This window comes from Pauljensenia sp. UMB10120 (genome assembly GCF_030212035.1).
Lineage (GTDB): Bacteria > Actinomycetota > Actinomycetes > Actinomycetales > Actinomycetaceae > Pauljensenia > Pauljensenia radingae_A.
Genome location: NZ_JASODH010000007.1, coordinates 25,883 through 46,140 on the forward strand (window position 1 = coordinate 25,883; position 20,258 = coordinate 46,140).

The following is a 20,258-nucleotide window of genomic DNA, read 5'->3' on the forward strand; positions in this document are numbered from 1 at the left end:
GGGAGGCCGGCCGGAGCCCCATCTCAGGTGCAAACACGGGGAGAATTCGGTGAGAATCTGCTGACCCCTTCAGTGCTTGACTTCATACGGCGTGACCGTACTGCCCAGCGTCATGCAGGTGCGCCCGCACGCCACGCCATGCACCTGGCCTTTGATGCGATCCGGCAGGCGCGGCGCGCCCGCTACGTCGTGACGCAGGCGTTCACGCGCGTCACGGCAATTAACCCGATTGTGTCCGCGGGTATGCTCCCGCGGTACGCCGATATTTCGCCCGACACGCTCTCGATCGACCCACAGACCTTGACGTTCCCGCCCTCGACGGGGGCGATCGTCCTCCAGCACACCTTCGGTATCGTGGACGATGGCGCATCCAAGGTGATCGTGGATCAGGCGCACGCAGCGGACGCCTTTGTTGTTGAAGACAGCGCACATTGCGTCGGACGCATGGCCACCGATCCGCAGACGCGGCGTCCCCTCGCGGATATTTCGATTCACTCTTTCGGCGCGGAAAAGGTTTTGCCCACGAAATTCGGTGCCGCACTGTGGCTCAATCCCGACACGGTTGATGTGCCTGTGCGCCAGCTCCTCGTCCGTGCACTGACGAACCTGCCTCAGCCTCGAGTTACTCTCGACACGGCAATTCGGACCTATCGCCTGCAAGATCGCGCCTACTCTCACCTGCCATCAGGGCTCTCAGGCAGGTTGCGAAGTGCGGCTCAGGCCGCACACCTTTTCTACCCGCCAGTTGCTGACACGCAATGGCAGGGCGGATCCAACGGAAGACCGTACGCACCCTCACGCTGGGTGCTCGACCACATGAGCGAAGCACTCGCGGGTGTGGATGCCATTGAACGTGAACTGGCCGAGCGAACCGGCCACTACCTGCGTGCATTGTCAGCAATCCACACCGCCGCAACGGTCCCGGCTTCTGTCACCGCATCGATGCCGCTGATCCGCTTCCCTGTGATCCTCCAGCGCGATGGGTCCGGTCAGCCTATCGACCCAGAAGACATGTTCAGTGCGCTGCAGTCACAGGGCTTCTATCCGGGCAGGTGGTATCGGCCTCTCCTCTTCCCCGGTGTGCGCAGCCCGCGTACATACGAACTTGATTCTCACAGTGATGACCTTTCACGCACACGCCAGATCGAGCGTTCGATCATTAACTTGCGGACCCAGGAATCACGCGACCATGCTGAGCGACTGGCCGATGCGGCCGTACGCTGGCTCGCCGCTCATGAAGCGATTTGAGCGTCTTCCAGCTCAAGGAGCCACGCCTTGCGGTCAGTTCCCGCAGCGTATCCCGTCAACGAACCATCTGCCGCCACGACACGGTGACACGGGACGATGAGGGAGATGGGATTGCGCCCGACAGCCTGCCCAACAGCCTGAGGTGCCGGCCGGCCAGCCTGACAGGTCAGTTGACCAGCCTGACGTGCCAGCCCGCTGGCTCGCTGATCAGCAACAGCATCGGCCAGGTCACCGTACGTGGTCGTCTGCCCGTAGGGAATTGCGAGGAGCTCGCGCCACACACTGACCTGGAAATCAGTGCCGACCAGGCGCAGCGCAGGCACCTCGTCGGGAATGTGGCCGGCAAAGTAGGTGTCCAGCCAGCGCGTTGTGCAGGTCAGGTTGTTCTGCGTCTTGATTGACGAGGGTGGCTCCAGCTCACTGATGTCATCGGTGTGCGTCATGCCGGCGATGGTGGAGCCGAAATGCTTCGCCCCCTCACACCACAGTCCGACGAGGTCACCACCTATGAAAGCCAGTGTCCAGGTGCCGATGGGTGAACGGTAGCGTGAGAGAAAAGCCGGGGCTGTGGGGGTCATGGTCGTCAGCCTACTGTGGGGCGCGTGAGTTCGCATTGAACATAGTTTTTCCCGTACAGTACACATCGTGACGAAATCTTTAGCTGTGTCAGAAAACGCTCGAGCCGAACGACCCGCAGTGATCCTGGCCAACCTCGGAACGCCGCAGGCACCCACAGCCCGGGCTGTGCGCCCCTTCTTGCGTGAATTCCTCTCCGACCGGCGCATCATTGAAATGCCTCCAGCAATCTGGCGACCGATCCTCGAAGGCATCATCTTGCGGGTGCGCCCTGCACGGTCTGCAAAACTCTACGAGTCGATCTGGCACACCGAGTCGAACTCCTCACCACTGATGTACTGGTCGCTGCGTCAGCGCGACGAACTGGCTGCGCGCCTCGACCATGTTGCCGACGTGCACCTGGCCATGCGCTACGGCGAACCATCGATCCGCAGCGTGCTTGATCAGCTGCGTGATCAGGGAGTGCAGCGCGTCCTCATCATTCCCGCCTACCCGCAGTACGCCTCCTCATCTACCGCGCCTGTCATCGATGAAGTTGCCCGCGACATGCTGAACGCTCGCAATCAACTGGAGATCCGCACCATTCGCTCCTTCCATGACGCCCCGGTGTATATCGAGGCGCTCGCGGCCGCCCTCGTTAATCACTGGGATGCGCGCGGCCGGCCCGATTTTGAAGGTGGCGACAAACTCGTCCTGTCCTTCCACTCGATACCCGAGGCGATGCACCGCGACGGAGACGTGTACCGCGACGAGTGTGAAACGACGGCTGAACTGCTGCGATCGCGCCTCAACTTGGATCCACAGTGGGTACTCACCCGCTACCAGTCCGTCTTTGGGCCGGCCAAGTGGATTGGGCCCGCCACCATCGACACGATGGGGGAACTTGGCGCAGTGGGCACCACCAGAGTGGACGTGATCTGCCCCGGGTTTGTCGCAGACTGCATCGAAACGCTTGATGAGATCGCACGCCTGAACCGTGATGCCTTCATCGAAGCTGGCGGTTCGCAGTTCCACTACGTGCCATGGGGCAACGATCTGCCCGGATGCATCGACACGTTCGAGGAGGTCGCCCGCACCGGCTTGGCCGGCTGGGTGTAAGCCTCGTCGGCTACCCGTTTGAGTGTGAACCTCGTCGACTATGCGGTCGGGTGTGACGCCTCGCTCAGGCGCGTGAATGCGCAGGTGATGGCCCACGACAATCCGAGTGCAATGAGTGCCGGAACCAGGATAGTTGCCCCTTGATGCGTAAACTCCAGCACAAGGGCGAGTGCGGTGAGCGGCGCACGCATCGATGAGCCCAGGAATGACATCGCTCCGATCAGCGCGCAGGCAGTGATTGAAATGTCGGGGAACATCGTCGACCACGCCAGTCCACCGACGGCGCCGAATCCGGCTCCCAGTGCGATACCCGGTGTCAGCGTGCCACCCCATGCCCCTGATGCGATTGTGCCCAGCGTTGTGATGGCCTTGGCACACGTGATGATCAGGACAGGGACGAGGGCGGCCAGGGAATGCGCGTCGAATCCCGCCTGAGCAGTGGCCTGACCATTACCCATGACCTGCGGAATCCACACGGCGATGAGCCCGACGAGTGTGAAGATTACAGGCAAGGTGACTAGAAGCAGCGGGGTTGTCGGGCGCAGGTCTTCAGCGCGTTTCACCAGGCGACTGAAACCCCAGCCTGCTGTACCTAAGATCGGGCCGGCGATGAGTGCCCACAGCAGCAGTGATGGTGTTGAAGTGGGTGCGGTGACCGTGTAGAACGGTTCGGGCCGGATGGGGCCTTGGGCGACCAGGACAGACAGGCCCGAGATCAGGCATGCACACCACAATGCCCGCGGGGTCAGAGAAACGATCAGAACTTCCAGGGCGAAAATTGCTCCTGAAATGGGAATTGAATACACAGCGGCCAGCCCTGCGCCTGCGCCGCATGCGACGATCAGGCGGCGATCCTGCGCGCTCAGTCCCAACCGGTCACAGCACCATCCTGACAGGGCTGCGGATACTTCACGCGGTGCCACTTCCCGGCCGATGGACGCACCGAGCGCCACAATGACAACCTGTGTGGTCGCGTGCGTGAATGTGGTCAAGAGCGGCATTTTCGCCCCGTTGACACCCTGGGTGACGGTGACGATCCCTCGTCTGGTGTGGTGCAGCAGTGCCCAGGAAATCCCGCCGATCGCACCTGCCAGAGCAAGAAATATGACGCGTCTGGACGAATCGGTTGACAGGACAGCCTCGATGAAGGTTGCGCTCTCACCGTAGGCGAGTCTTTCGATCAGGTGAAGCAGATGCGAAAAGAACCATCCGGTAATGCCGGCAATTGCGGCCGTGAAAATGACGGCCACGATGAGGCGAACGAGCGGAGTGCGGTGAGAGCTTTCACCGTCTGACGGTACGTGCACCTATCTACCGTACGTTGGCTGCGCTTCGGTGCGCCAGCAGGGACGCGGTGAGGCGGGCGGGGCACAGGCGCGTACTGTCAGGACTGATTAGTAACCTTCGCGTGGCGGGAATGGAGGTATTGAGCAATCCGGGTCAGAATTGCTGCGCACAAAGCTCCTAAGACAATTCCGCATGCCATCGATATCAGTGGTGAAGTCGAAATACGTGCACCGATTGTTCCGCTCAGGCCGTAGATGCAAGACCAGATAAGGCAGGCGGGTGCATCGAGTAACGCAATATGGCGGAAAGGTATGCGCATTTTCCCCGCGCTGAAAAAAATCGCAATTCGCACAATGGGGACGAATCGACCCGTCGACAGGAGAATTCTCCATTGGCGCTCTGTTACTGCACTTAACCTCATATTGAGTTTCGGTAGACGACGGGACTTTTCAGGAAAGAGTCGACCGATCGTCGCCATTGTAAGGTCGCCTACAAGTGCCGCGCAGGCACAGCACACAATGAGGAATGTCAGGAACACAGGTTCACGGTATGCCGGAGTTGCCGACAGGGCGCTGATAACCGAACCAGAGGGAAGGACGGGGAAGAACCCGTCACCCCAGCATGCCAGGACGCACAGAACGAGGGAAAGCGGCTGATCGGAAAATGAAACGATGGCGGCTTCGATGCCGCTGATAAAGGACCAAAAGGAGCTCATTGCGACAGGCCTGAAAAGCTCAGGGAATGCGACAACGTCGAACAGTCTGGCGCAGGCCGGTGCTTCAATGAATTCACATGGTGATCATCGCACGGAATGGAAGTTAAACGCCATAGGGGAATCCCCTGAACAGTCCCTGAACCTGGTAGCAGGTTCTGCCCGATTTTGGTGTTCACCATGAACTTGTCAGCGATCTGAGAAAGTGCCTAATGTGAGGAAGCGGCTGATACGAGAAAACGGCTGATACGAGAGAACGGTTGATGTGAGAAAACGGTTCACGCCACATTGCCAGATGAATTCAAATAAATGAAAACCGATTGAAGTGCTACTCTTTTTATTGTCGGAATTGGATTCTGCAGAAGGAATACTTTCAATGAAAAAGACAAAGGTTTTCTTGGTCGACGACATCGATGGCTCTGAAGCTGAACGGACGATTAGTTTTGCCTTCAACGGCATTTCCTACCAAATCGATCTGAATGCTGAACACGCGAACAAGATCGAAGACGATTTCGCGCAGTGGATTCGCCATGCGCGCCGGACCGGTGGCCGGGCTGTCACTCGCCGCAGCGGTGCAACCGCCGGTGCGTCCGATTCAGCGAAGATTCGCCAGTGGGCGCAGGATGAGGGTCTTGAGGTGTCACAGCGCGGACGTATCCCCGCCAGCATTGTCGAGCAGTACCGTCAGGCGCATCAGTAAGAGCTGCCGATGAGGTGAAGGACAACCGCTCAGGCGGCGACCGGCCGTTGTTGAGTGGCTCGTATTGCCGACGCTGTGAAGTGATGTCGAAGGGTCCCGTGACAGCGGGCACGATCTTTGTGAGAATAGGACTATGACATACAAACTGGTATTGCTCCGCCATGGCGAGAGCGAATGGAATGCAAAGAACCTTTTCACCGGCTGGGTTGACGTACCCCTGTCAGAAAAGGGTCGCTCAGAGGCAACGCACGGAGGAGAGCTTCTCAAGGAAGCCGGCATCCTGCCTGACCTGCTGTTCACCTCGATGCTGCGTCGCGCCATCCAGACCGCCAACCTGGCCCTGGATGCCGCGGACCGTCACTGGATTCCCGTGGAGCGTTCATGGCGCCTTAACGAGCGTCACTATGGCGCTCTGCAAGGCAAGAACAAGAAGGAAATCCGCGACGAGTTCGGCGAGGAACAGTTCATGCAGTGGCGCCGTTCCTACGATGTGCCGCCGCCGGAGATCGAAAAGGGCTCGGAATTCTCGCAGGACGCCGACCCGCGCTATGCAGGCGAGCCGATTCCGTTGACCGAATGCCTCAAGGACGTGCTGGCCCGTTTGCTGCCGTACTGGAATGACACCATCGTTCCCGCGATTCGCTCCGGCAAGACCGTGATGGTTGCAGCCCACGGCAACTCACTGCGCGCCATCGTCAAGCACCTCGATGATATCTCCGACGACGACATCGCCGGCCTGAATATCCCGACCGGCATTCCGCTGGTCTACGAGCTTGACGAGGAAACCCTCAAACCCGTCAAGAAGGGCGGCACATACCTTGATCCCGATGCTGAGGCCAAGATCGCGGCCGTAGCAAACCAGGGCAAGTAAGTTTCATTCACGAGGGTTCCCACCCTCAAGGCTGGTGCCCCACCTCCCAAGGAGGTGGGGCACCAGCCTTTATGCGCATGTTGAAGGCGTCAGCGGGGTAATACGGTGTGTGAGCTCCGCGTTCGCCGGATATAGATTCGGCAGTTCCGCTTAGGCGGTTTGTGCGCCTTCCACGATGTACATCACCTGGTCTGCAACGGAAACAGCGTGATCACCGAAGCGCTCCAGGAAGCGGGCCGCGAGCGTCACGTCGATCACCTGAGCGCGAGTCAGATCATTGTCGTCATCGGTTGCCATGCGGCGAGCCTCGATCTGCAGGTCATCGAGAATGTCGTCATCGCGATGCATACGACGGGCCAGGTTCAGATCCTGGGTCTGGACAACCTTCTCCATCGAGTGTGCCATCTGCACGGCCGCGTCCGTCATCTTGGTGATGAGCGGTCGAGCCTGTGGGCAAATCCCCGGCTCCTGGTGGGGGTTGCGTGCGATCAAAGCCAGGTGGGCCGCAAGGTCGCCCTGACGCTCCATCGTCTGAGTCAGTCTCAGGCCCGCAACAATCAGGCGAAGATCGGATGCAACGGGGCCCTGTAGCAGCAGAAGGCTCACACAGGTTTCGTCGATGTGACGGGACAGTTGGTCGAGGCGGTCATCAGCGTCGCCTGTCTGCTCCGCCTTGATCATGTCACCTTCGCGCAGGGCCTGCGTTGCGCGTTCAATCGCGACGGTGACACCGGAGCTCATCCTCTCCAAATCGAGTCCAAGCTGCGTCAGTTCCTGTCGATATACAGTGCGCACAATGTCTCCTTCACGAAAAATCCACTGTAACTGTTTAAGTCCACCAAAGATAAGTGCCAAGTGTGTGCATATCGGGTTAATTTTTGGTTAACTCCTGCTTGCTTTTCGGGTATTGTTGCAGGAAATCTGCAGATGGCCCGTCACGAGTGGTGACGAAGAGGCAAACAGATCGATACAGTTATGTCTGTGTTGGACGCTATCACTCTCATCGTTGTCGCGCTGCTGGGTGTCCTCGTCGGCGCTGTCGGCGTAGGAGCCTTCCGGCTGTCTCAGCGTCAACAGGACGTCGAAAATGGAGTGGATCCGCAGTACACCCAGCCGCCTGTCGATCTGCTCGCCATGACTTCCGCTCTGCCCGGCATCGTGATCGTCGTTGACGCGGACAACAAGATTGTCCGCGCTGATGCCAAAGCGTATGCCAAAGGCCTGGCGCGTCACCAGGAACTGACGCACCCTGCCCTCATTGAAGTTGCCGCACGCGTGCGGGCCGAGGGAGTCCCGCTGACCACTGAGATGACGCTGCCACGCTCCGACCTTCCTGAAGCAGCGGAACTGTTCTTCCGAGTACGGGTGGCCCCGCTGCCCGGTGACCTCCTCTTGATCGTGGCAGAGGATCTGACGATCCAACGACGCAACGAGGCTGCGCGCCGCGATTTTACTGCGAACGTGTCGCACGAGCTGAAAACACCTGTCGGAGCTGTGCGACTTCTGGCCGAAACGATCGCTGAAAACTCTGACGATTCTGAAGCAGTTGCCTACTTCGCGAGCCGACTGTCGAAAGAATCGGAACGACTGTCCACACTGGTGCAGGACATTATCGACCTGTCGCGCCTGCAATCACCTGATGCTCTGGATTCGCCCGACCTCGTCAGCGTCAAGCAAGTGATCAGCGAAGCGCTCCATCAGGAAGAATTCCCCGCCGAGCAGGCACGCATCGAGTTACGCGGACCGGATCCTGCGCTCGAGGCCTACGTGTGGGGAGATAAGGACATGCTGGTGATGGCGGTCCGAAACCTCGTCGATAACGCTGTGCGGTACTCGCATCCGGATTCATGGGTGCGTGTCGACGCGGTACGCAACCAGGAACGAATCTGCATTCGCGTCATCGACACCGGTATCGGCATCTCATCTGAGCATCAGCAACGCATCTTTGAACGCTTCTTTAGAGTCGACACGGCACGCTCACGTGAAACAGGGGGGACAGGACTGGGATTGTCAATCGTCAAACATGTTGCCAGTGATCACGGCGGAACAGTGACCGTTGCATCCCTCCCGGGTCGCGGATCAACGTTCACGCTAGTGTTACCTGAAGCAGAGATCGGTGAAAATGGAGACGAGCGTAAAGACAAGGACGCAAGATAATCATGACGGCAATTTTGATAATCGAAGATGAAGCCTCCTACCGTGAGCCACTCGCCTACAACCTGCGTCGGGACGGCTTTGACGTGGGCGAAGCATCCGACGGAAATGCTGGACTCGAAAAAGCGATCGATCCGAAATGGGATCTGATCTTGCTTGACCTGATGTTGCCGGGAATGTCGGGCACCGAAGTGTGCAGGAAACTCAGAAAAGTATCCAACGTTCCTGTCATCATGGTGACCGCGAAAGACGAAGTGGTCGAACGCATCGTCGGCCTGGAGATGGGTGCCGACGACTACATCACGAAGCCGTATTCCTACCGTGAATTGCTGGCCCGCATCCGTGCAGTATTGCGGCGCCAGGCTGGCACGCTGGAGGATGAAGAAGAAGTCCTTGAAGTGGGAACGATCCGCCTGTGGGTGGACAGGCACGAAGTCACGGTGGACGACACATCCGTGTCGATGCCGCTGCGTGAATTTGAACTGCTGGAATTCCTCGCCCGCAACCCCGATCGAGTCCTGACGCGCTCGCAGCTGATGGATCGTGTGTGGGGAGTCGGAACGATCGGTGATTCAAAAACCCTGGACGTGCATGTCAAACGTCTGCGCGCTCGGATCGAGCCGGATCCATCCCACCCCGTCCGCCTGGTGACCGTTCGCGGACTGGGATACAAACTGGTGTCGAATCCGCGCGACGAAAGCAAGTAAAAACGGCGCGCAGGTGTGTGCCGGCATCCCCGTGCGAAGGGGCGTGGAGCGAGCGAAGCGCTAGCATAACACCCCCACTGACTGTGTGTGCACGATTACTGGTAGAATGGCGGTATTGTTGAATACCAGCAGGAGTTTCTTTTATGACGTTCACCATCGGTCAAACGGTCGTCTACCCCCATCACGGAGCAGCCACGATCGAGGAGATCGCCACCCGAAAGATACGCGGTGAGGAAAAAACTTACTTAACACTGCGCGTCACGCAAGGTGACCTCAAGATTCAAGTGCCAGCTGACAACGTCGACCTCGTTGGCGTTCGAGATGTCGTCGATGAAGACGGGCTGGAAGAAGTCGTCTCCGTTCTGCGAGCACCTTATGTCGAAGAGCCGACGAACTGGTCACGACGCTTCAAAGCGAATCAGGAAAAAATCGCAACCGGCGACATCGTCAAAGTCTCCGAAGTTGTTCGTGACCTGACACGCCGCGACGCCAGCAAGAAGCTGTCCACGGGCGAAAAGCGCATGCTGACGAAAGCCCGCCAGATCCTGACTTCTGAGCTTGCTCTGGCCCGCGACATCGACAAGTCAGCAGCATCGGATCGCCTCGACTCGATCCTGGCTGAATCGGCCGAAACGGATGACAGCGCCGACGATGCCGGCACCGACACTCACGAATCAGGCGACGACAAGTAGTGCCGTCAGCGTCGCGTCCTCCCGGCAGTGGCGCGGCACCTGAATTGCGACCATCCTGACATGAGCCAGCTGCGATCCCAGTCAACGACGCCATTGCAGGCGCCTGGATCCCACCACGCTGGCATCGTGTCAGCTGAACCTGCGCTGACTGAATCTGTGTCAACCGAATCTGCACGAGCAGAACCTGCACCTGTCAAGAGGCGCCTGTCTGTCCTGGCCGCAGCTGGCTCGGGCACCCGACTGGGACGGCACATGCCCAAAGCCCTCGTCGAAGTAGGCGGTGCACCGATGGTACTGCGCGCCCTTCGCGGCCTTGACTCAGCGGGAATCACACACATTGCGGTCACCGCTCCGATAGACGCCCTCGTCGATTTTGAACAACTCATCGGGAGTGCGCTGCCCGACCTGTCTGCCACCGTGCGAGTCGTCGCGGGAGGAGCGTCGCGTCAGGCGTCTGTGGCCGCAGGTTTGCGATCCCTTGAACAGTTCCGTCCTGACGCGCGCACACCTGTCCTGATCCACGACGCGGCGCGCTGCCTGACACCGCCGGCGCTCATTGACCGCGTTGCCCGAGCCATTGAAAACGGTGCCAATGCCGTCATCCCAACCTTGCCAGTAACTGACACGATCAAACCGCTTGCCACCGGCACGCACATCGACGAGGGAGACGATGCATTATCACCCCTCGACCCGAGTATTGACCGCTCACGCCTGCGCGCTGTTCAAACTCCGCAAGGCTTCACGTGGGACGTCATATGCCGTGCTCACGAGTACGGAGCCAGCAGAGCAGCCGACGAATCGAGCGCCGCCACCGATGATGCAGGGTTGGTGGAAGCACTGGGACTGACGGTGATGTCGATTGCGGGCGACACGATGGCATTCAAAGTGACCACCGAGTTGGACATTGCCCTGGCGCAAGCCTGTCTAGATCACAGGTACGCGCCCGATGCGTGATACCTTGCAATCGCAGGTATCTGTCTGCGGCGCGCGCCGCACCCTTGTATAAGGAGATCCCATGTCACAACACGAGCAGTCCTTCGAGCATGCTCCCACTCCTTCTTCCACTTCGTCACACTCGACAGGTTCCACGCCTCCGTCAGGGTCACGCCACCACTGGGTTCTGTGGAACAAGAAAGTGGTCTCATGGGCTTTGTGGGACTGGGGCTCAGCCGCATTCAACGCCGTGGCAACAACCTTCGTCTTCTCTGTCTACCTGACAACTGACGGGGTGTTCGCCCCCAAAGTTGTTGCCAACGAGAACCTGTCACTGGGACTGACCCTTGCCGGCATCGTGATCGCTCTGCTAGCTCCCATCACGGGGCAGCGTGCTGATCGGCGCGGTAAAGGGGGAGTGTGGCTCGGCTGGTTCACCGCCATGGTGGTGCTGTGCATGCTCGCCATGTTCTTCGTGGCACCTAATTCCTCGCTCGGCCCAACCGGCGCGCTGTGGCTGGGAATCGGTCTGCTCGGCTTGGGTAACGTGTTCTTCGAGTTCGCCTCCGTCAACTACAACGCGATGCTCAATCACCTGGCTGATAAGTCAGCGATGGGACGAATCTCCGGATTCGGCTGGGGCCTCGGGTACGTCGGCGGCATCGTGTTGCTGCTGATCCTCTTCGTCGGCTTCATCAACCCCGAAGTCGGCTGGTTCGGCGTGACAGGTGAAAACGGGCTGAATATTCGTGTCGCAATGGTGGTCTCAGCCATCTGGTTCGCCGTATTCTCTTTGCCGGTCGTCCTCAACCCACCCAAGCCGAAGAATGTGTCCACCAGCGATACCCATGAGTCACTGATCGATTCCTACAAGCTGCTGTGGTCCACAGTGAAGTCTCTGGCGCGCACCTCTCGCCACACCTTGATGTTCCTGATCGCGTCGGCTGTTTTCCGCGATGGCCTGGCTGGGGTGTTCACATTTGGCGCAATCCTGGCAGGGTCCGTGTTCGGCTTTTCCGCCTCCGAAGTCATCCTCTTTGCCATTGCCGCCAACGTTGTCGCCGGCCTGGCAACCATTGGCTTCGGTGCGCTTGACGACTGGATCGGCCCCAAGCGCGTCATCATCCTGTCCCTGGTGTGCATGGTGACCTCCGGGTTGCTGGTGTTCTTCTTCCACTCATTCGGCAAGCCGATCTTCTGGGTCCTGGGTCTGATCCTGTGCGTCTTTGTCGGCCCGGCACAGTCGGCCTCGCGCTCCTTCCTGGCGCGCATGATTCCGGCAGGTCGCGAAGGCGAAGTATTCGGCCTGTACGCCACGACCGGCCGAGCTGTCTCCTTCCTCTCACCTGCCCTGTACTACCTGGCCATCAAACTGGGGCGCGCCGTCACACCACCGGACGTGGACGCCACTCACTGGGGCATTCTCGGCATCGTCGTGGTACTGCTGGCTGGCCTTCTGCTGCTCATTCCGATTCGCCAGGAATCCGCGCATCTGAACATTTATCAGGACAGCACGCCGTCACAGGGGTGATACTGGAAGCACGTTCCTGGAAGCCGCGCGGTGAAGGCGCCCTCGTCAACGAAGGGAAAATACATGTCCGCTCCACGTCTGCGCATGTACAGCGCGCCGCCCTCGCAAGTCGTGCTCGCCTTGAACCACCTGCGCGACAAGACCGGGATCCCCACCGAGTTTTCCGACGAGGCGCAGCACGAAGCTGACCTTGCGGCCTCCCATTGGCATTCCAGCGGCGTTGAGCGCTTCATTGCCGAGGGTGCCCGCGACGCGCGTGACATCCCGTTCGTCACCATCGACCCGCATGGTTCCCGTGATCTGGATCAGGCTGTGGCGTGCGTGCGACTGGACGGCGACGATGACGGCGAGCGCAGCGCCTCGCGGGCAGGGCGAGCCACCTTTCGCGTTTACTATGCGATCGCCTCACTGGCAACATTCGTGTGGCCTGACGGGGCGTTGGACCATGCTGTGCGTGAGCGTGGATCAACCGTATACGCGCCCGATGAGGTCACGCCATTGCATCCGGATGTGTTGTGCCATGATGCTGCCTCACTTATTCCGGATGCCGATCGCCCCTCGTGCCTGTGGACCATTGACCTGGACGATGACGGCAACGTGGTGGAAGCGAACGTGGAGCGGGCCGTGATCCGTTCGAGGGCACAACTGGACTACGACGGTGTTCAGCGCGCAGTCGACGGCAAGGGCGACCTGCCTGATGTGGTTCCAGCTGACTTTATTGACAACTTGGCTCACGTCGGTCAGGCTCGTGAGCAGCGTGAAATCGAACGCGGCGGTATCTCGATGAACGCGCCTGAGCAGGAAATTGAGGAGCGCGACGACGGCCAGTTCGAGTTGACGTACCGCGCGACGCTGCCCGTTGAAGAATGGAATGCTCAGATCTCGCTTCTGACCGGCATGTGTGCGGCTGACATGATGCGCCGGGCAGGGATCGGTATTTTGCGTGTCATGCCGCCTGCAACCGACCGTGACATTACCCGCCTGCGGCGCGTGGCCGAGGCACTGGATCTGGAATGGCCCGCTGAGCAGACCTATCCCGACTTTGTGCGATCGCTCGATTCGGCCGATCCGGCTCACGCGGCGTTTATGAGCCAGGCGCGCACACTGTTCCGCGGCGCGGGGTACACGGCGTTTGACCGGGGGGCACCCACCGGTGATGAAGCGATCCACGGAGCGATCGCTGCGCCGTATGCGCATGTGACTGCACCGCTTCGCCGGTTGGTGGATCGCTACGGTGAGGAAGTGTGCCTGTCGATCTGCGCCGGTGTTGACGTGCCGACGTGGGTACGTGACGGTTTGCCTGAGTTGCCCACCATCATGGCTCAGACGACTCAGAAAGTGCGCACCGTTGAAAACGGAGCGGTTGCCGCGCTGGAGGCGATGGTGCTGGCTGGTCATGAAGGCGAGCTGTTTGACGCGGTGGTCACCAGTGTGAACAAGGAGCGGGCAGAGATCATCGTGTCGGATCCGGCTGTGATTTCACGCGTCGATATTCAGGGAATCGAGGATGCTCCTTCCTTGGCCGGCAAGCGCGTGCAGGTCAGGCTCGAGAAGGTCGACCCTGCCGCTCCGTCGGTGGAGTTCGCCCTCGCCATCGATGGGTCTGAGGCCGATCGGCGCTGACGGTGCCGCTAGGGTGTGCCCTCGCTGACGGTGCGGCTGAGGTGTGCCGGATATGAGCATGCCACAGATCGGTTTGAGGCCGATCGTCGCTGACGGTGCCGCTAGGGTGTGCCCTCGCTGACGGTGCCCATAGAAATGCCCTCGTTGCCGAATGACAGTCAGCTGTGGTTGTGCCGGTGCGCGCGGCGCCCGCGGCCACCCTCGTCAATCACGAATCGAATCTGTGAGCCGCTGACATTGCGTAGATCAGTGCGCTTGCCTGCGCTGCCAGCCCTTCGCCGCGTCCAGTGAACCCGAGCCCGTCGGTCGTGGTGGCCGATACGGATACAGGGGCGCCGACGATATCTGACAATGTGCGTTCGGCTTCCTTCAGGCGCGATGCCATCCGAGGACGGTTACCGATCACCTGCAGGCTCACATTCGCAACCGCAAAACCGGCCTGCGTGACCATCCGCAGGACCTCTGTGAGGAATGCGCGCCCTGATGCGCCCTTCCACTCGGGGCGGTCCGTGCCGAAGTTGGATCCCATGTCGCCCAGGTGTGCGGCTGACAACAGTGCATCGCAGATGGCATGCGCCGCCACGTCTCCATCAGAGTGCCCTGCCAGCACTGGCTCACCTGGCCATTCCATGCACGCCAGCATCAAGACGTCGGTATGCGGCTGCTCGTTGCCACTTCCGTGAATGTGCTGGGTGTCGGTTCCGCGCGCTTGCTGAGCGTCACTGGTCTGTCCTCGCTGGCTATCATTTCTGCGCACCTGCGAGCTTTCTGCAGCCTGTCCCGGCTGGCTGCCGCCAGGGTGCGGATTCTCAGCGAACGCGTGAACGTCAATGGCGTGGCCGATGCGGAATGGGCACGCCTGCGGCGCCTGCGCGTTGCCTGCTGCGGCGTTACCTGCTGCCGCGTTGCCTGCTGCCGCTTTACTTGCTGCCGTGTTGCTTGCTGCGGCGTTGCTTGCTGCGGCGTTGCGAGAATAATTGGTCCGGTGCGCGGTGCTCATAGGGTCAGCTTAGTATCCACCCTCGCCCGCGGGATGAGTTGCAGCCGTCACGAGGTATGGGCGGTGCCGGTCGTTTGCCCTTCCGCCCTGGCGCCAGCGCATACTCTGGATTTAACTTCGCCGCGTGCACTTACTCGTGAAATTGGGCCTTCCACGTGCACATACCCCTAGATTTAAACCCTCCACGTGCACATACCCCTAGATTTAAACCCTCCACGTGCACATACCCCTAGTTCTAACCTCGCCGCGTGCACATACCCCTAAAAAGTCTTGTAAAAATGCACAATCCCCTAGATTTAACGCGTGAGGCTCGAGGTCGCCGGAAGCTACTGACGGCTGACCTGCGGAAATAGGTTTTGTCCTTTTGGGGTGCCGACTTTAGCTAGGGGTATGTGCAGTTTTCGCGTTAAATCTAGGGGAATGTGCATCAAGACCGTGAAGATTTAGGGGAATGTGCAACGCAGGCACGAAGATCTAGGGTGTTGTGTTGCATCGGCGGCTGATTTGTCGCATGAGCGCACGAGAAAAGGGGTCGCGGAGACGCAGGGAGAAGAGCAAAGCGCGACACGACGCGCGAAAAAGCGGAGGTATGCCCGCTGCTGAGGAGAGCTGCACTATCCGGGCGGTGCTGAGGAAAACTGGCGATCGGCGGAACTGCTGAAGAGAATTTTGCGTGCGTACGCCCGCTCCATGTGGAGGCGAATTTCAGCCACGATGCGTTCAGGCGAGCGCAGATCCTTCCACACAAAACGCAAAACGGTGAAACCTGCGGCCTCAAGCTTTTTCTGGCGGTATTGCTGAGCTTCCAAGCTGGCGAAAATGTCGTCGGCATCAGTTCCGTGTTTCGAACGCCCATCAAATTCGATGGCGATACGAAGGTCTGGAATTCCAAAATCTGTGAAGAACGTGTAGCCGTCATGCAGCACTTTCATCTGCGTGCAGACCTCCGTGATGCCACCTTGACGCATGATCCATAGCAAGTGTCGTTCTGCAACGGATTCACACGCGGCGTCTGCACCCTCGATGATGTGCGAAAGGTGTTTCTTGTTACGAGTCCGTTCAGGCAATTTGCGTGCGAGTAAAAGTAGATCTTTGCGGACTGCATCCTCTCGCTTCCGAGACATGTCGTATTCCCGCCGGTCGAAGCGAGACAGGATGCGCAGAACTCCACACATGACGACGTGACTATTCGCCGTATCGTCTAGAACTCCAGTTGAAATAGCGGCGTCTTTCAGTGAACAGCAACGAATCCCATGAGGAAATGTGACCGGTTCGCTTAACAGCTGCCGGTGATGTCTACGCACGGTTATCGCTGGGATAACGTCGTTTTCAGACAGCTGGACCGGGGGCAGAAAACTTGTCGACGTGGTCGAATTCAGGGGCGCTGGATGCAAGAGATCGATTGTTATCAGCGAGGAGAGAGTGCTGATGCCGTGGACGACGCATGCGGCGTGGCCAATTACGATGCATTTGCTGTGTCGGTAGCGCGTGAGAATCCATGCTCGCGCCCGATTAATGAAATTGATAACTGCCCACTTGTCGGGTAGCTCCTCCAGTATGTATCGAGCAACGTAGAAACCCTTTCCCAAAGCAATGAGATTCATCGAGGTGGCTTTTTCTTGCGAGATGCGTCTGTCGCGAGATGATCGGATCAGGATCTTGTCAAAGTCGAATGCAACAGCAGGCATCGGTGCTCCTCTGGTTTGGACTGTGTACCCAAGTGAGATGTGGTTGCAATGGTCGGATTTACGGTGCTCAGGATAGAAGTAGCTCGCGCGCAAGAATAGGTCGAGGCGACAGTCTGTGGATGGCGGGCTGCGCAGGGCGGGGCGTGGATGAAGTCAGATAGGGCCAGAGACTGACGGGCGCGGGCAGCCCCATTGCGCGTGGGTTGCAGCGCGTCGGCGGAAGAGGGGCCGGTGGCGCATATGGCAACCCTCGGGCGGGCGCGGATCGCAGGGCGAAGATGAGGAATGCGCGTGGGGCGCATTACGATAAGAGGCATGACGCTGTATCTGCACGATTCGAAGAAGGCCGCATTGGCTCCGCTGGAGCCTGTCCACCCCGGACACGTCGGGATTTACCTGTGCGGTGCTACCGTGCAGGGCTCCCCGCACATCGGACACCTGCGCAGCGCGGTCGCCTTCGACACGCTGATCCGCTGGCTGCGCCGCAACGGCACGCAGGTAACCTACATTCGCAACATCACCGACATTGATGACAAGATCCTCGCCAAATCAGCTGAAGCAGGAGTGCAGTGGTGGGCGTGGGCGTCTCGATTCGAGCGCGAATTTGCCGATGCGTATGCGACCCTCGGCGTGCTGCCACCCACCTTTGAGCCGCGCGCCACTGCCCACATCCCTGACCAGATCGCGCTGGTGGAGCGCCTGATTGAACGTGGACATGCGTACGTGGACGGCCAGGGCAATGTGTATTTCGACGTTCATTCGCAAGAAGATTACGGCTCGCTGACCCGTCAGAAACTGGACGATATGCGTTCTACGGAAGATGACGCGCAGATCGACCAGGATGTCGAAGCAGGCAAACGCGATCCGCGCGACTTCGCCTTGTGGAAGGCTGCCAAACCCAGCGAACCAGCCACCGCCTCGTGGAATTCTCCGTGGGGACGAGGGCGGCCGGGTTGGCACCTGGAATGTTCGGCTATGTCGAAGCGTTACCTGGGCGAAGAATTCGACATCCACGGGGGCGGCATTGACCTGCGATTCCCGCACCACGAAAACGAGCAGGCACAGTCACACGGAGCCGGATGGGGATTTGCCCGCATGTGGGTCCACAATGCCTGGGTCACCATTAAGGGTGAGAAGATGGCGAAATCCGTGGGCAACGTTCTGTCCGTGGATGCGCTGACGCAGCAGGCACCCGCTCTGGCTGTGCGCTGGGCACTGTCAACAGTGCATTACCGTTCAGCCTTGGAGTGGGGACCCGACACGCTGCCGGCGGCTCAAGCGGCATCTGAAAAGTTCATTACCTTTGCTCTCAAGAGTGCGGAAGCTGCAGGCGAAGCAACCGTCGAAGAACTGCAGCTGGGGGAGAAAGATCTGCCTGAAGGGTTCGTCAATGCTTTGAACGATGACCTGAACGTCGCCGGCGCCCTCGCCGTGATTTACGAACACCTCAAAGTCGGTAACCAGGCCCTGGCCAGCGGCGACACAGAGGCGATTCGCCGCGAACACGTCCTCGTGCGATCCATGCTGGATCTGCTGGGCGTGGATCCCCTGTCCGATCAGTGGAAGGCCACCACTCGCGGGGAAACTGGAGCAACGACAGGCACGAACGGCAGCGGATCAAACGGCGCAATGGACGCCCTCGACAATCTTGTGACCGGTATTTTGAACGAGCGTGCGCAAGCCCGAGCAGATAAAGACTGGACGCGAGCCGACCAGCTGCGAGACACGCTGACCGAAGCCGGCATCACGGTGGAGGACGGCAAAGACGGTGCGACCTGGCACCTGGCAGCCGACTAAACCTTCTCGCCGCGCACACCAGCTCTCGCCAGCACAGCTTGGTGGGCACAGCTAAGACGGCAAGACTAGATGGCACGCGGAGCGTCGCGCTGCGGGTTCACACAGCGACGCCGGCGCCTAGCGGCACAAATGTGGCAAGGATCCACGAAAATGCACTCGAATGTGGGGCGGGCCGTACGATAAAGTGAAGGACTTGCACGGCGCGAATCGCCACATCACCAGGTGAGGCGGCTGGAAGCATCCATTGAGCACCTCACGTAGCATCCGTATGTGCAGCCGTGCTCAAGCCCGCGATCAGCATAAGAAGGCAGGAGACAACAGATGGCAAGTAATTACGGTCGACGTGGAGCCATCCGCAAACCTAACTCCAAGAAGGGGCCACGCGTAGGAACCGGCGGCCATTCACGCCGGGGTCTGGAGGGTAAGGGCCCCACTCCGAAAGCTGAGGATCGCGTCTACCACGCCGCCCACAAGCGCAAAGTTGCCCGTGAAAAGCGTGAGCAACAGGAAGCAGCGCTGGCACGTGTCCGCTCCAGGACCTCTATCAAGATTCCCGAAGGCCACGAGCTGATCTGTGGGCGTAACCCCGTTGCCGAAGCAGCTCAGGCAGGCGTGCCGATTCTGCGCGTCTTCATTTCACCGACCACAACGGCCGATGAGCGACTCGAATCCGTGATCCGCACAGCATCCTCTCTGGGAGCGCCGGTGATTGAAGTGACCAGGCGCGACCTGGACGTTGCAACGGATGGTGCCGTGCATCAGGGAGTAGCTGCCGAGGTGGACGCCTACGACTATGCGGATGCAGACGAACTGCTTGGTGACCTGCTTCAGCAGAGTGAGCCGCCCATGGTGGTGGCACTTGACCAGGTGACGGACCCGCACAATCTGGGTGCGACGTTGCGTGCTGCTGGCGCATTTGGCGCGGGAGGCGTGGTGATTCCGCAGCGCCGCTCGGCAGGTGTGAACGCCACCGTGTGGAAGGTGTCCGCTGGTGCAGCCGCGCGCGTCCCGGTTGCGCAGGTGTCCAACCTTGTACAGTTTCTGCGTGCCGCCAAAAAGGCCGGGTACTTCGTGGTCGGATTGGACGGCGGGGGTGACCAGTCGATCCGCCGCCTGCCCTTGTCGACCGAGCCACTGGTTATTGTCACGGGTGCGGAAGGGGCTGGACTGTCACGCCTGGTGCGCGACACCTGCGACCAGATCGTGTCGATTCCGATCAGCTCCACCGTTGAGTCTTTGAACGCGTCGGTTGCCACGGGCATCGCGTTGTACGAGGTGGCAGCCACGCGCGCCGACGCTCGCTGACAGGTACGCCGAGGTTATGCGGTGATGTCGCTGCCTAGAATAACCTTCGTACGTTTTTGGCGAGATCACCAATACCGGTTAATCTCCAACTGAGCAGGAGTGCGTCCCGAAGTGCTGCTTGGGCAGGGGATGCGTCGCCTCGCTTGCGATTCGCTGATTCAGCGATCGACATCGTTGACCAGTCGGGACTCATCTGACAAAGGTGGTTAGACCTGTACGGAATCCCGTAGTTATCCATCCTCAACTCGAGGATCGTCGAGAGGGGAGGGGCCTGCTGGATTTATCTGCACGGGCATGTTATCGTTAACTTCACTGGCGGAACAATGTAGATCTCCG

At 59.7% G+C, this 20,258-nt stretch carries 18 protein-coding genes; 12 read left to right on the top strand and 6 right to left on the bottom strand.

Going from position 1 to position 20,258, the window contains the following annotated elements:
- Positions 1 to 27 precede the first annotated feature (27 nt).
- Entirely contained in the window at positions 28 to 1,248 is a 1,221-nt protein-coding gene (locus QP093_RS07635) for a DegT/DnrJ/EryC1/StrS family aminotransferase (RefSeq protein ID WP_285015985.1), read from the top strand.
- Here the strand turns inward: QP093_RS07635 and QP093_RS07640 are convergent.
- Positions 1,233 to 1,826 carry a methylated-DNA--[protein]-cysteine S-methyltransferase gene (locus QP093_RS07640; protein WP_058237739.1) on the bottom strand — a complete coding sequence of 198 codons (594 nt, stop codon included), beginning with the start codon at positions 1,824 to 1,826 and terminating at the stop codon, positions 1,233 to 1,235. The two genes, QP093_RS07635 and QP093_RS07640, sit on opposite strands and share 16 nt — an antisense overlap.
- A 64-nt stretch (positions 1,827 to 1,890) precedes the next feature.
- Between QP093_RS07640 and hemH the strand changes: the two genes are divergently transcribed.
- Complete coding sequence (gene hemH, locus QP093_RS07645) at positions 1,891 to 2,922, top strand: ferrochelatase (RefSeq protein ID WP_058237740.1); 1,032 nt, start codon at positions 1,891 to 1,893, stop codon at positions 2,920 to 2,922.
- A 38-nt stretch (positions 2,923 to 2,960) separates the two neighbouring features.
- On the opposite strand, the gene QP093_RS07650 is transcribed toward hemH, so the two are convergent.
- Both QP093_RS07650 and QP093_RS07655 read right to left on the bottom strand, forming a co-directional pair.
- Positions 2,961 to 4,229 carry a chloride channel protein gene (locus QP093_RS07650; protein WP_082628653.1) on the bottom strand — a complete coding sequence of 423 codons (1,269 nt, stop codon included), beginning with the start codon at positions 4,227 to 4,229 and terminating at the stop codon, positions 2,961 to 2,963.
- Positions 4,230 to 4,306: 77 nt separating this feature from the next.
- Positions 4,307 to 4,924: a DedA family protein gene (locus QP093_RS07655; protein WP_074026239.1), complete on the bottom strand. Its 618-nt coding sequence runs from the start codon at positions 4,922 to 4,924 to the stop codon at positions 4,307 to 4,309.
- A 373-nt stretch (positions 4,925 to 5,297) separates the two neighbouring features.
- On the opposite strand from QP093_RS07655, the gene QP093_RS07660 reads away from it, so the two are divergent.
- Together QP093_RS07660 and QP093_RS07665 are read left to right on the top strand one after the other, a co-directional pair.
- Positions 5,298 to 5,621, top strand: a complete 324-nt coding sequence (locus tag QP093_RS07660) for a histone-like nucleoid-structuring protein Lsr2 (RefSeq protein WP_058237741.1) — start codon at positions 5,298 to 5,300, stop codon at positions 5,619 to 5,621.
- A 133-nt stretch (positions 5,622 to 5,754) separates the two neighbouring features.
- On the top strand, positions 5,755 to 6,492 hold the full coding sequence (locus tag QP093_RS07665; RefSeq protein ID WP_058237742.1) for a phosphoglyceromutase: 738 nt from the start codon (positions 5,755 to 5,757) through the stop codon (positions 6,490 to 6,492).
- A gap of 150 nt (positions 6,493 to 6,642) precedes the next feature.
- Here QP093_RS07665 and phoU read toward each other — a convergent pair whose 3' ends face one another.
- On the bottom strand, positions 6,643 to 7,287 hold the full coding sequence (gene phoU, locus QP093_RS07670; protein ID WP_058237743.1) for a phosphate signaling complex protein PhoU: 645 nt from the start codon (positions 7,285 to 7,287) through the stop codon (positions 6,643 to 6,645).
- Positions 7,288 to 7,473: 186 nt separating this feature from the next.
- Here phoU and QP093_RS07675 point away from each other — a divergent pair, with 186 nt between their 5' ends.
- The 6 genes from QP093_RS07675 to QP093_RS07700 all read left to right on the top strand — a co-directional run bounded on the left by QP093_RS07675 (position 7,474) and on the right by QP093_RS07700 (position 14,132).
- Entirely contained in the window at positions 7,474 to 8,649 is a 1,176-nt protein-coding gene (locus tag QP093_RS07675) for a sensor histidine kinase (protein WP_162272387.1), read from the top strand.
- A 2-nt stretch (positions 8,650 to 8,651) separates the two neighbouring features.
- Entirely contained in the window at positions 8,652 to 9,353 is a 702-nt protein-coding gene (locus QP093_RS07680) for a response regulator transcription factor (RefSeq protein ID WP_058237745.1), read from the top strand.
- A 143-nt stretch (positions 9,354 to 9,496) separates the two neighbouring features.
- On the top strand, positions 9,497 to 10,045 hold the full coding sequence (locus QP093_RS07685) for a CarD family transcriptional regulator (RefSeq protein ID WP_092648182.1): 549 nt from the start codon (positions 9,497 to 9,499) through the stop codon (positions 10,043 to 10,045).
- Between the two features lie 60 nt (positions 10,046 to 10,105).
- Entirely contained in the window at positions 10,106 to 10,999 is an 894-nt protein-coding gene (locus QP093_RS07690) for an IspD/TarI family cytidylyltransferase (protein ID WP_285015986.1), read from the top strand.
- Between the two features lie 61 nt (positions 11,000 to 11,060).
- Entirely contained in the window at positions 11,061 to 12,509 is a 1,449-nt protein-coding gene (locus QP093_RS07695; protein ID WP_082628655.1) for an MFS transporter, read from the top strand.
- 63 nt (positions 12,510 to 12,572) lie between these two features.
- On the top strand, positions 12,573 to 14,132 hold the full coding sequence (locus QP093_RS07700; RefSeq protein ID WP_285015987.1) for an RNB domain-containing ribonuclease: 1,560 nt from the start codon (positions 12,573 to 12,575) through the stop codon (positions 14,130 to 14,132).
- Positions 14,133 to 14,340: 208 nt separating this feature from the next.
- Here QP093_RS07700 and ispF read toward each other — a convergent pair whose 3' ends face one another.
- The gene (ispF, locus tag QP093_RS10125; RefSeq protein WP_285015988.1) at positions 14,341 to 15,132 is read right to left on the bottom strand and encodes a 2-C-methyl-D-erythritol 2,4-cyclodiphosphate synthase; all 792 of its coding nucleotides are present in this window, start codon (positions 15,130 to 15,132) and stop codon (positions 14,341 to 14,343) included.
- A gap of 614 nt (positions 15,133 to 15,746) precedes the next feature.
- The gene (locus tag QP093_RS07710; RefSeq protein WP_285015989.1) at positions 15,747 to 16,256 is read right to left on the bottom strand and encodes an endonuclease domain-containing protein; all 510 of its coding nucleotides are present in this window, start codon (positions 16,254 to 16,256) and stop codon (positions 15,747 to 15,749) included.
- 879 nt (positions 16,257 to 17,135) lie between these two features.
- Between QP093_RS07710 and cysS the strand changes: the two genes are divergently transcribed.
- Together cysS and rlmB are read left to right on the top strand one after the other, a co-directional pair.
- Positions 17,136 to 18,617, top strand: coding sequence for a cysteine--tRNA ligase (cysS, locus tag QP093_RS07715; protein WP_285015990.1), 1,482 nt, complete (start codon positions 17,136 to 17,138; stop codon positions 18,615 to 18,617).
- 321 nt (positions 18,618 to 18,938) lie between these two features.
- The gene (gene rlmB, locus QP093_RS07720; RefSeq protein ID WP_285015991.1) at positions 18,939 to 19,922 is read left to right on the top strand and encodes a 23S rRNA (guanosine(2251)-2'-O)-methyltransferase RlmB; all 984 of its coding nucleotides are present in this window, start codon (positions 18,939 to 18,941) and stop codon (positions 19,920 to 19,922) included.
- The last annotated feature ends 336 nt before the right edge of the window (positions 19,923 to 20,258 follow it).

Bases quoted from the DNA above. Each gene is read 5' to 3' on its own strand.
- QP093_RS07640 (WP_058237739.1), bottom strand. From the start codon at position 1,826: ATGACCCCCACAGCCCCGGCTTTTCTCTCACGCTACCGTTCACCCATC.
- QP093_RS07695 (WP_082628655.1), top strand. From the start codon at position 11,061: ATGTCACAACACGAGCAGTCCTTCGAGCATGCTCCCACTCCTTCTTCC.
- ispF (WP_285015988.1), bottom strand. From the start codon at position 15,132: ATGAGCACCGCGCACCGGACCAATTATTCTCGCAACGCCGCAGCAAGC.
- rlmB (WP_285015991.1), top strand. From the start codon at position 18,939: ATGGCAAGTAATTACGGTCGACGTGGAGCCATCCGCAAACCTAACTCC.
- QP093_RS07655 (WP_074026239.1), bottom strand. From the start codon at position 4,924: ATGAGCTCCTTTTGGTCCTTTATCAGCGGCATCGAAGCCGCCATCGTT.
- QP093_RS07685 (WP_092648182.1), top strand. From the start codon at position 9,497: ATGACGTTCACCATCGGTCAAACGGTCGTCTACCCCCATCACGGAGCA.
- QP093_RS07680 (WP_058237745.1), top strand. From the start codon at position 8,652: ATGACGGCAATTTTGATAATCGAAGATGAAGCCTCCTACCGTGAGCCA.
- QP093_RS07700 (WP_285015987.1), top strand. From the start codon at position 12,573: ATGTCCGCTCCACGTCTGCGCATGTACAGCGCGCCGCCCTCGCAAGTC.
- QP093_RS07660 (WP_058237741.1), top strand. From the start codon at position 5,298: ATGAAAAAGACAAAGGTTTTCTTGGTCGACGACATCGATGGCTCTGAA.
- cysS (WP_285015990.1), top strand. From the start codon at position 17,136: ATGACGCTGTATCTGCACGATTCGAAGAAGGCCGCATTGGCTCCGCTG.
- QP093_RS07665 (WP_058237742.1), top strand. From the start codon at position 5,755: ATGACATACAAACTGGTATTGCTCCGCCATGGCGAGAGCGAATGGAAT.
- QP093_RS07690 (WP_285015986.1), top strand. From the start codon at position 10,106: ATGAGCCAGCTGCGATCCCAGTCAACGACGCCATTGCAGGCGCCTGGA.
- QP093_RS07710 (WP_285015989.1), bottom strand. From the start codon at position 16,256: ATGTCTCGGAAGCGAGAGGATGCAGTCCGCAAAGATCTACTTTTACTC.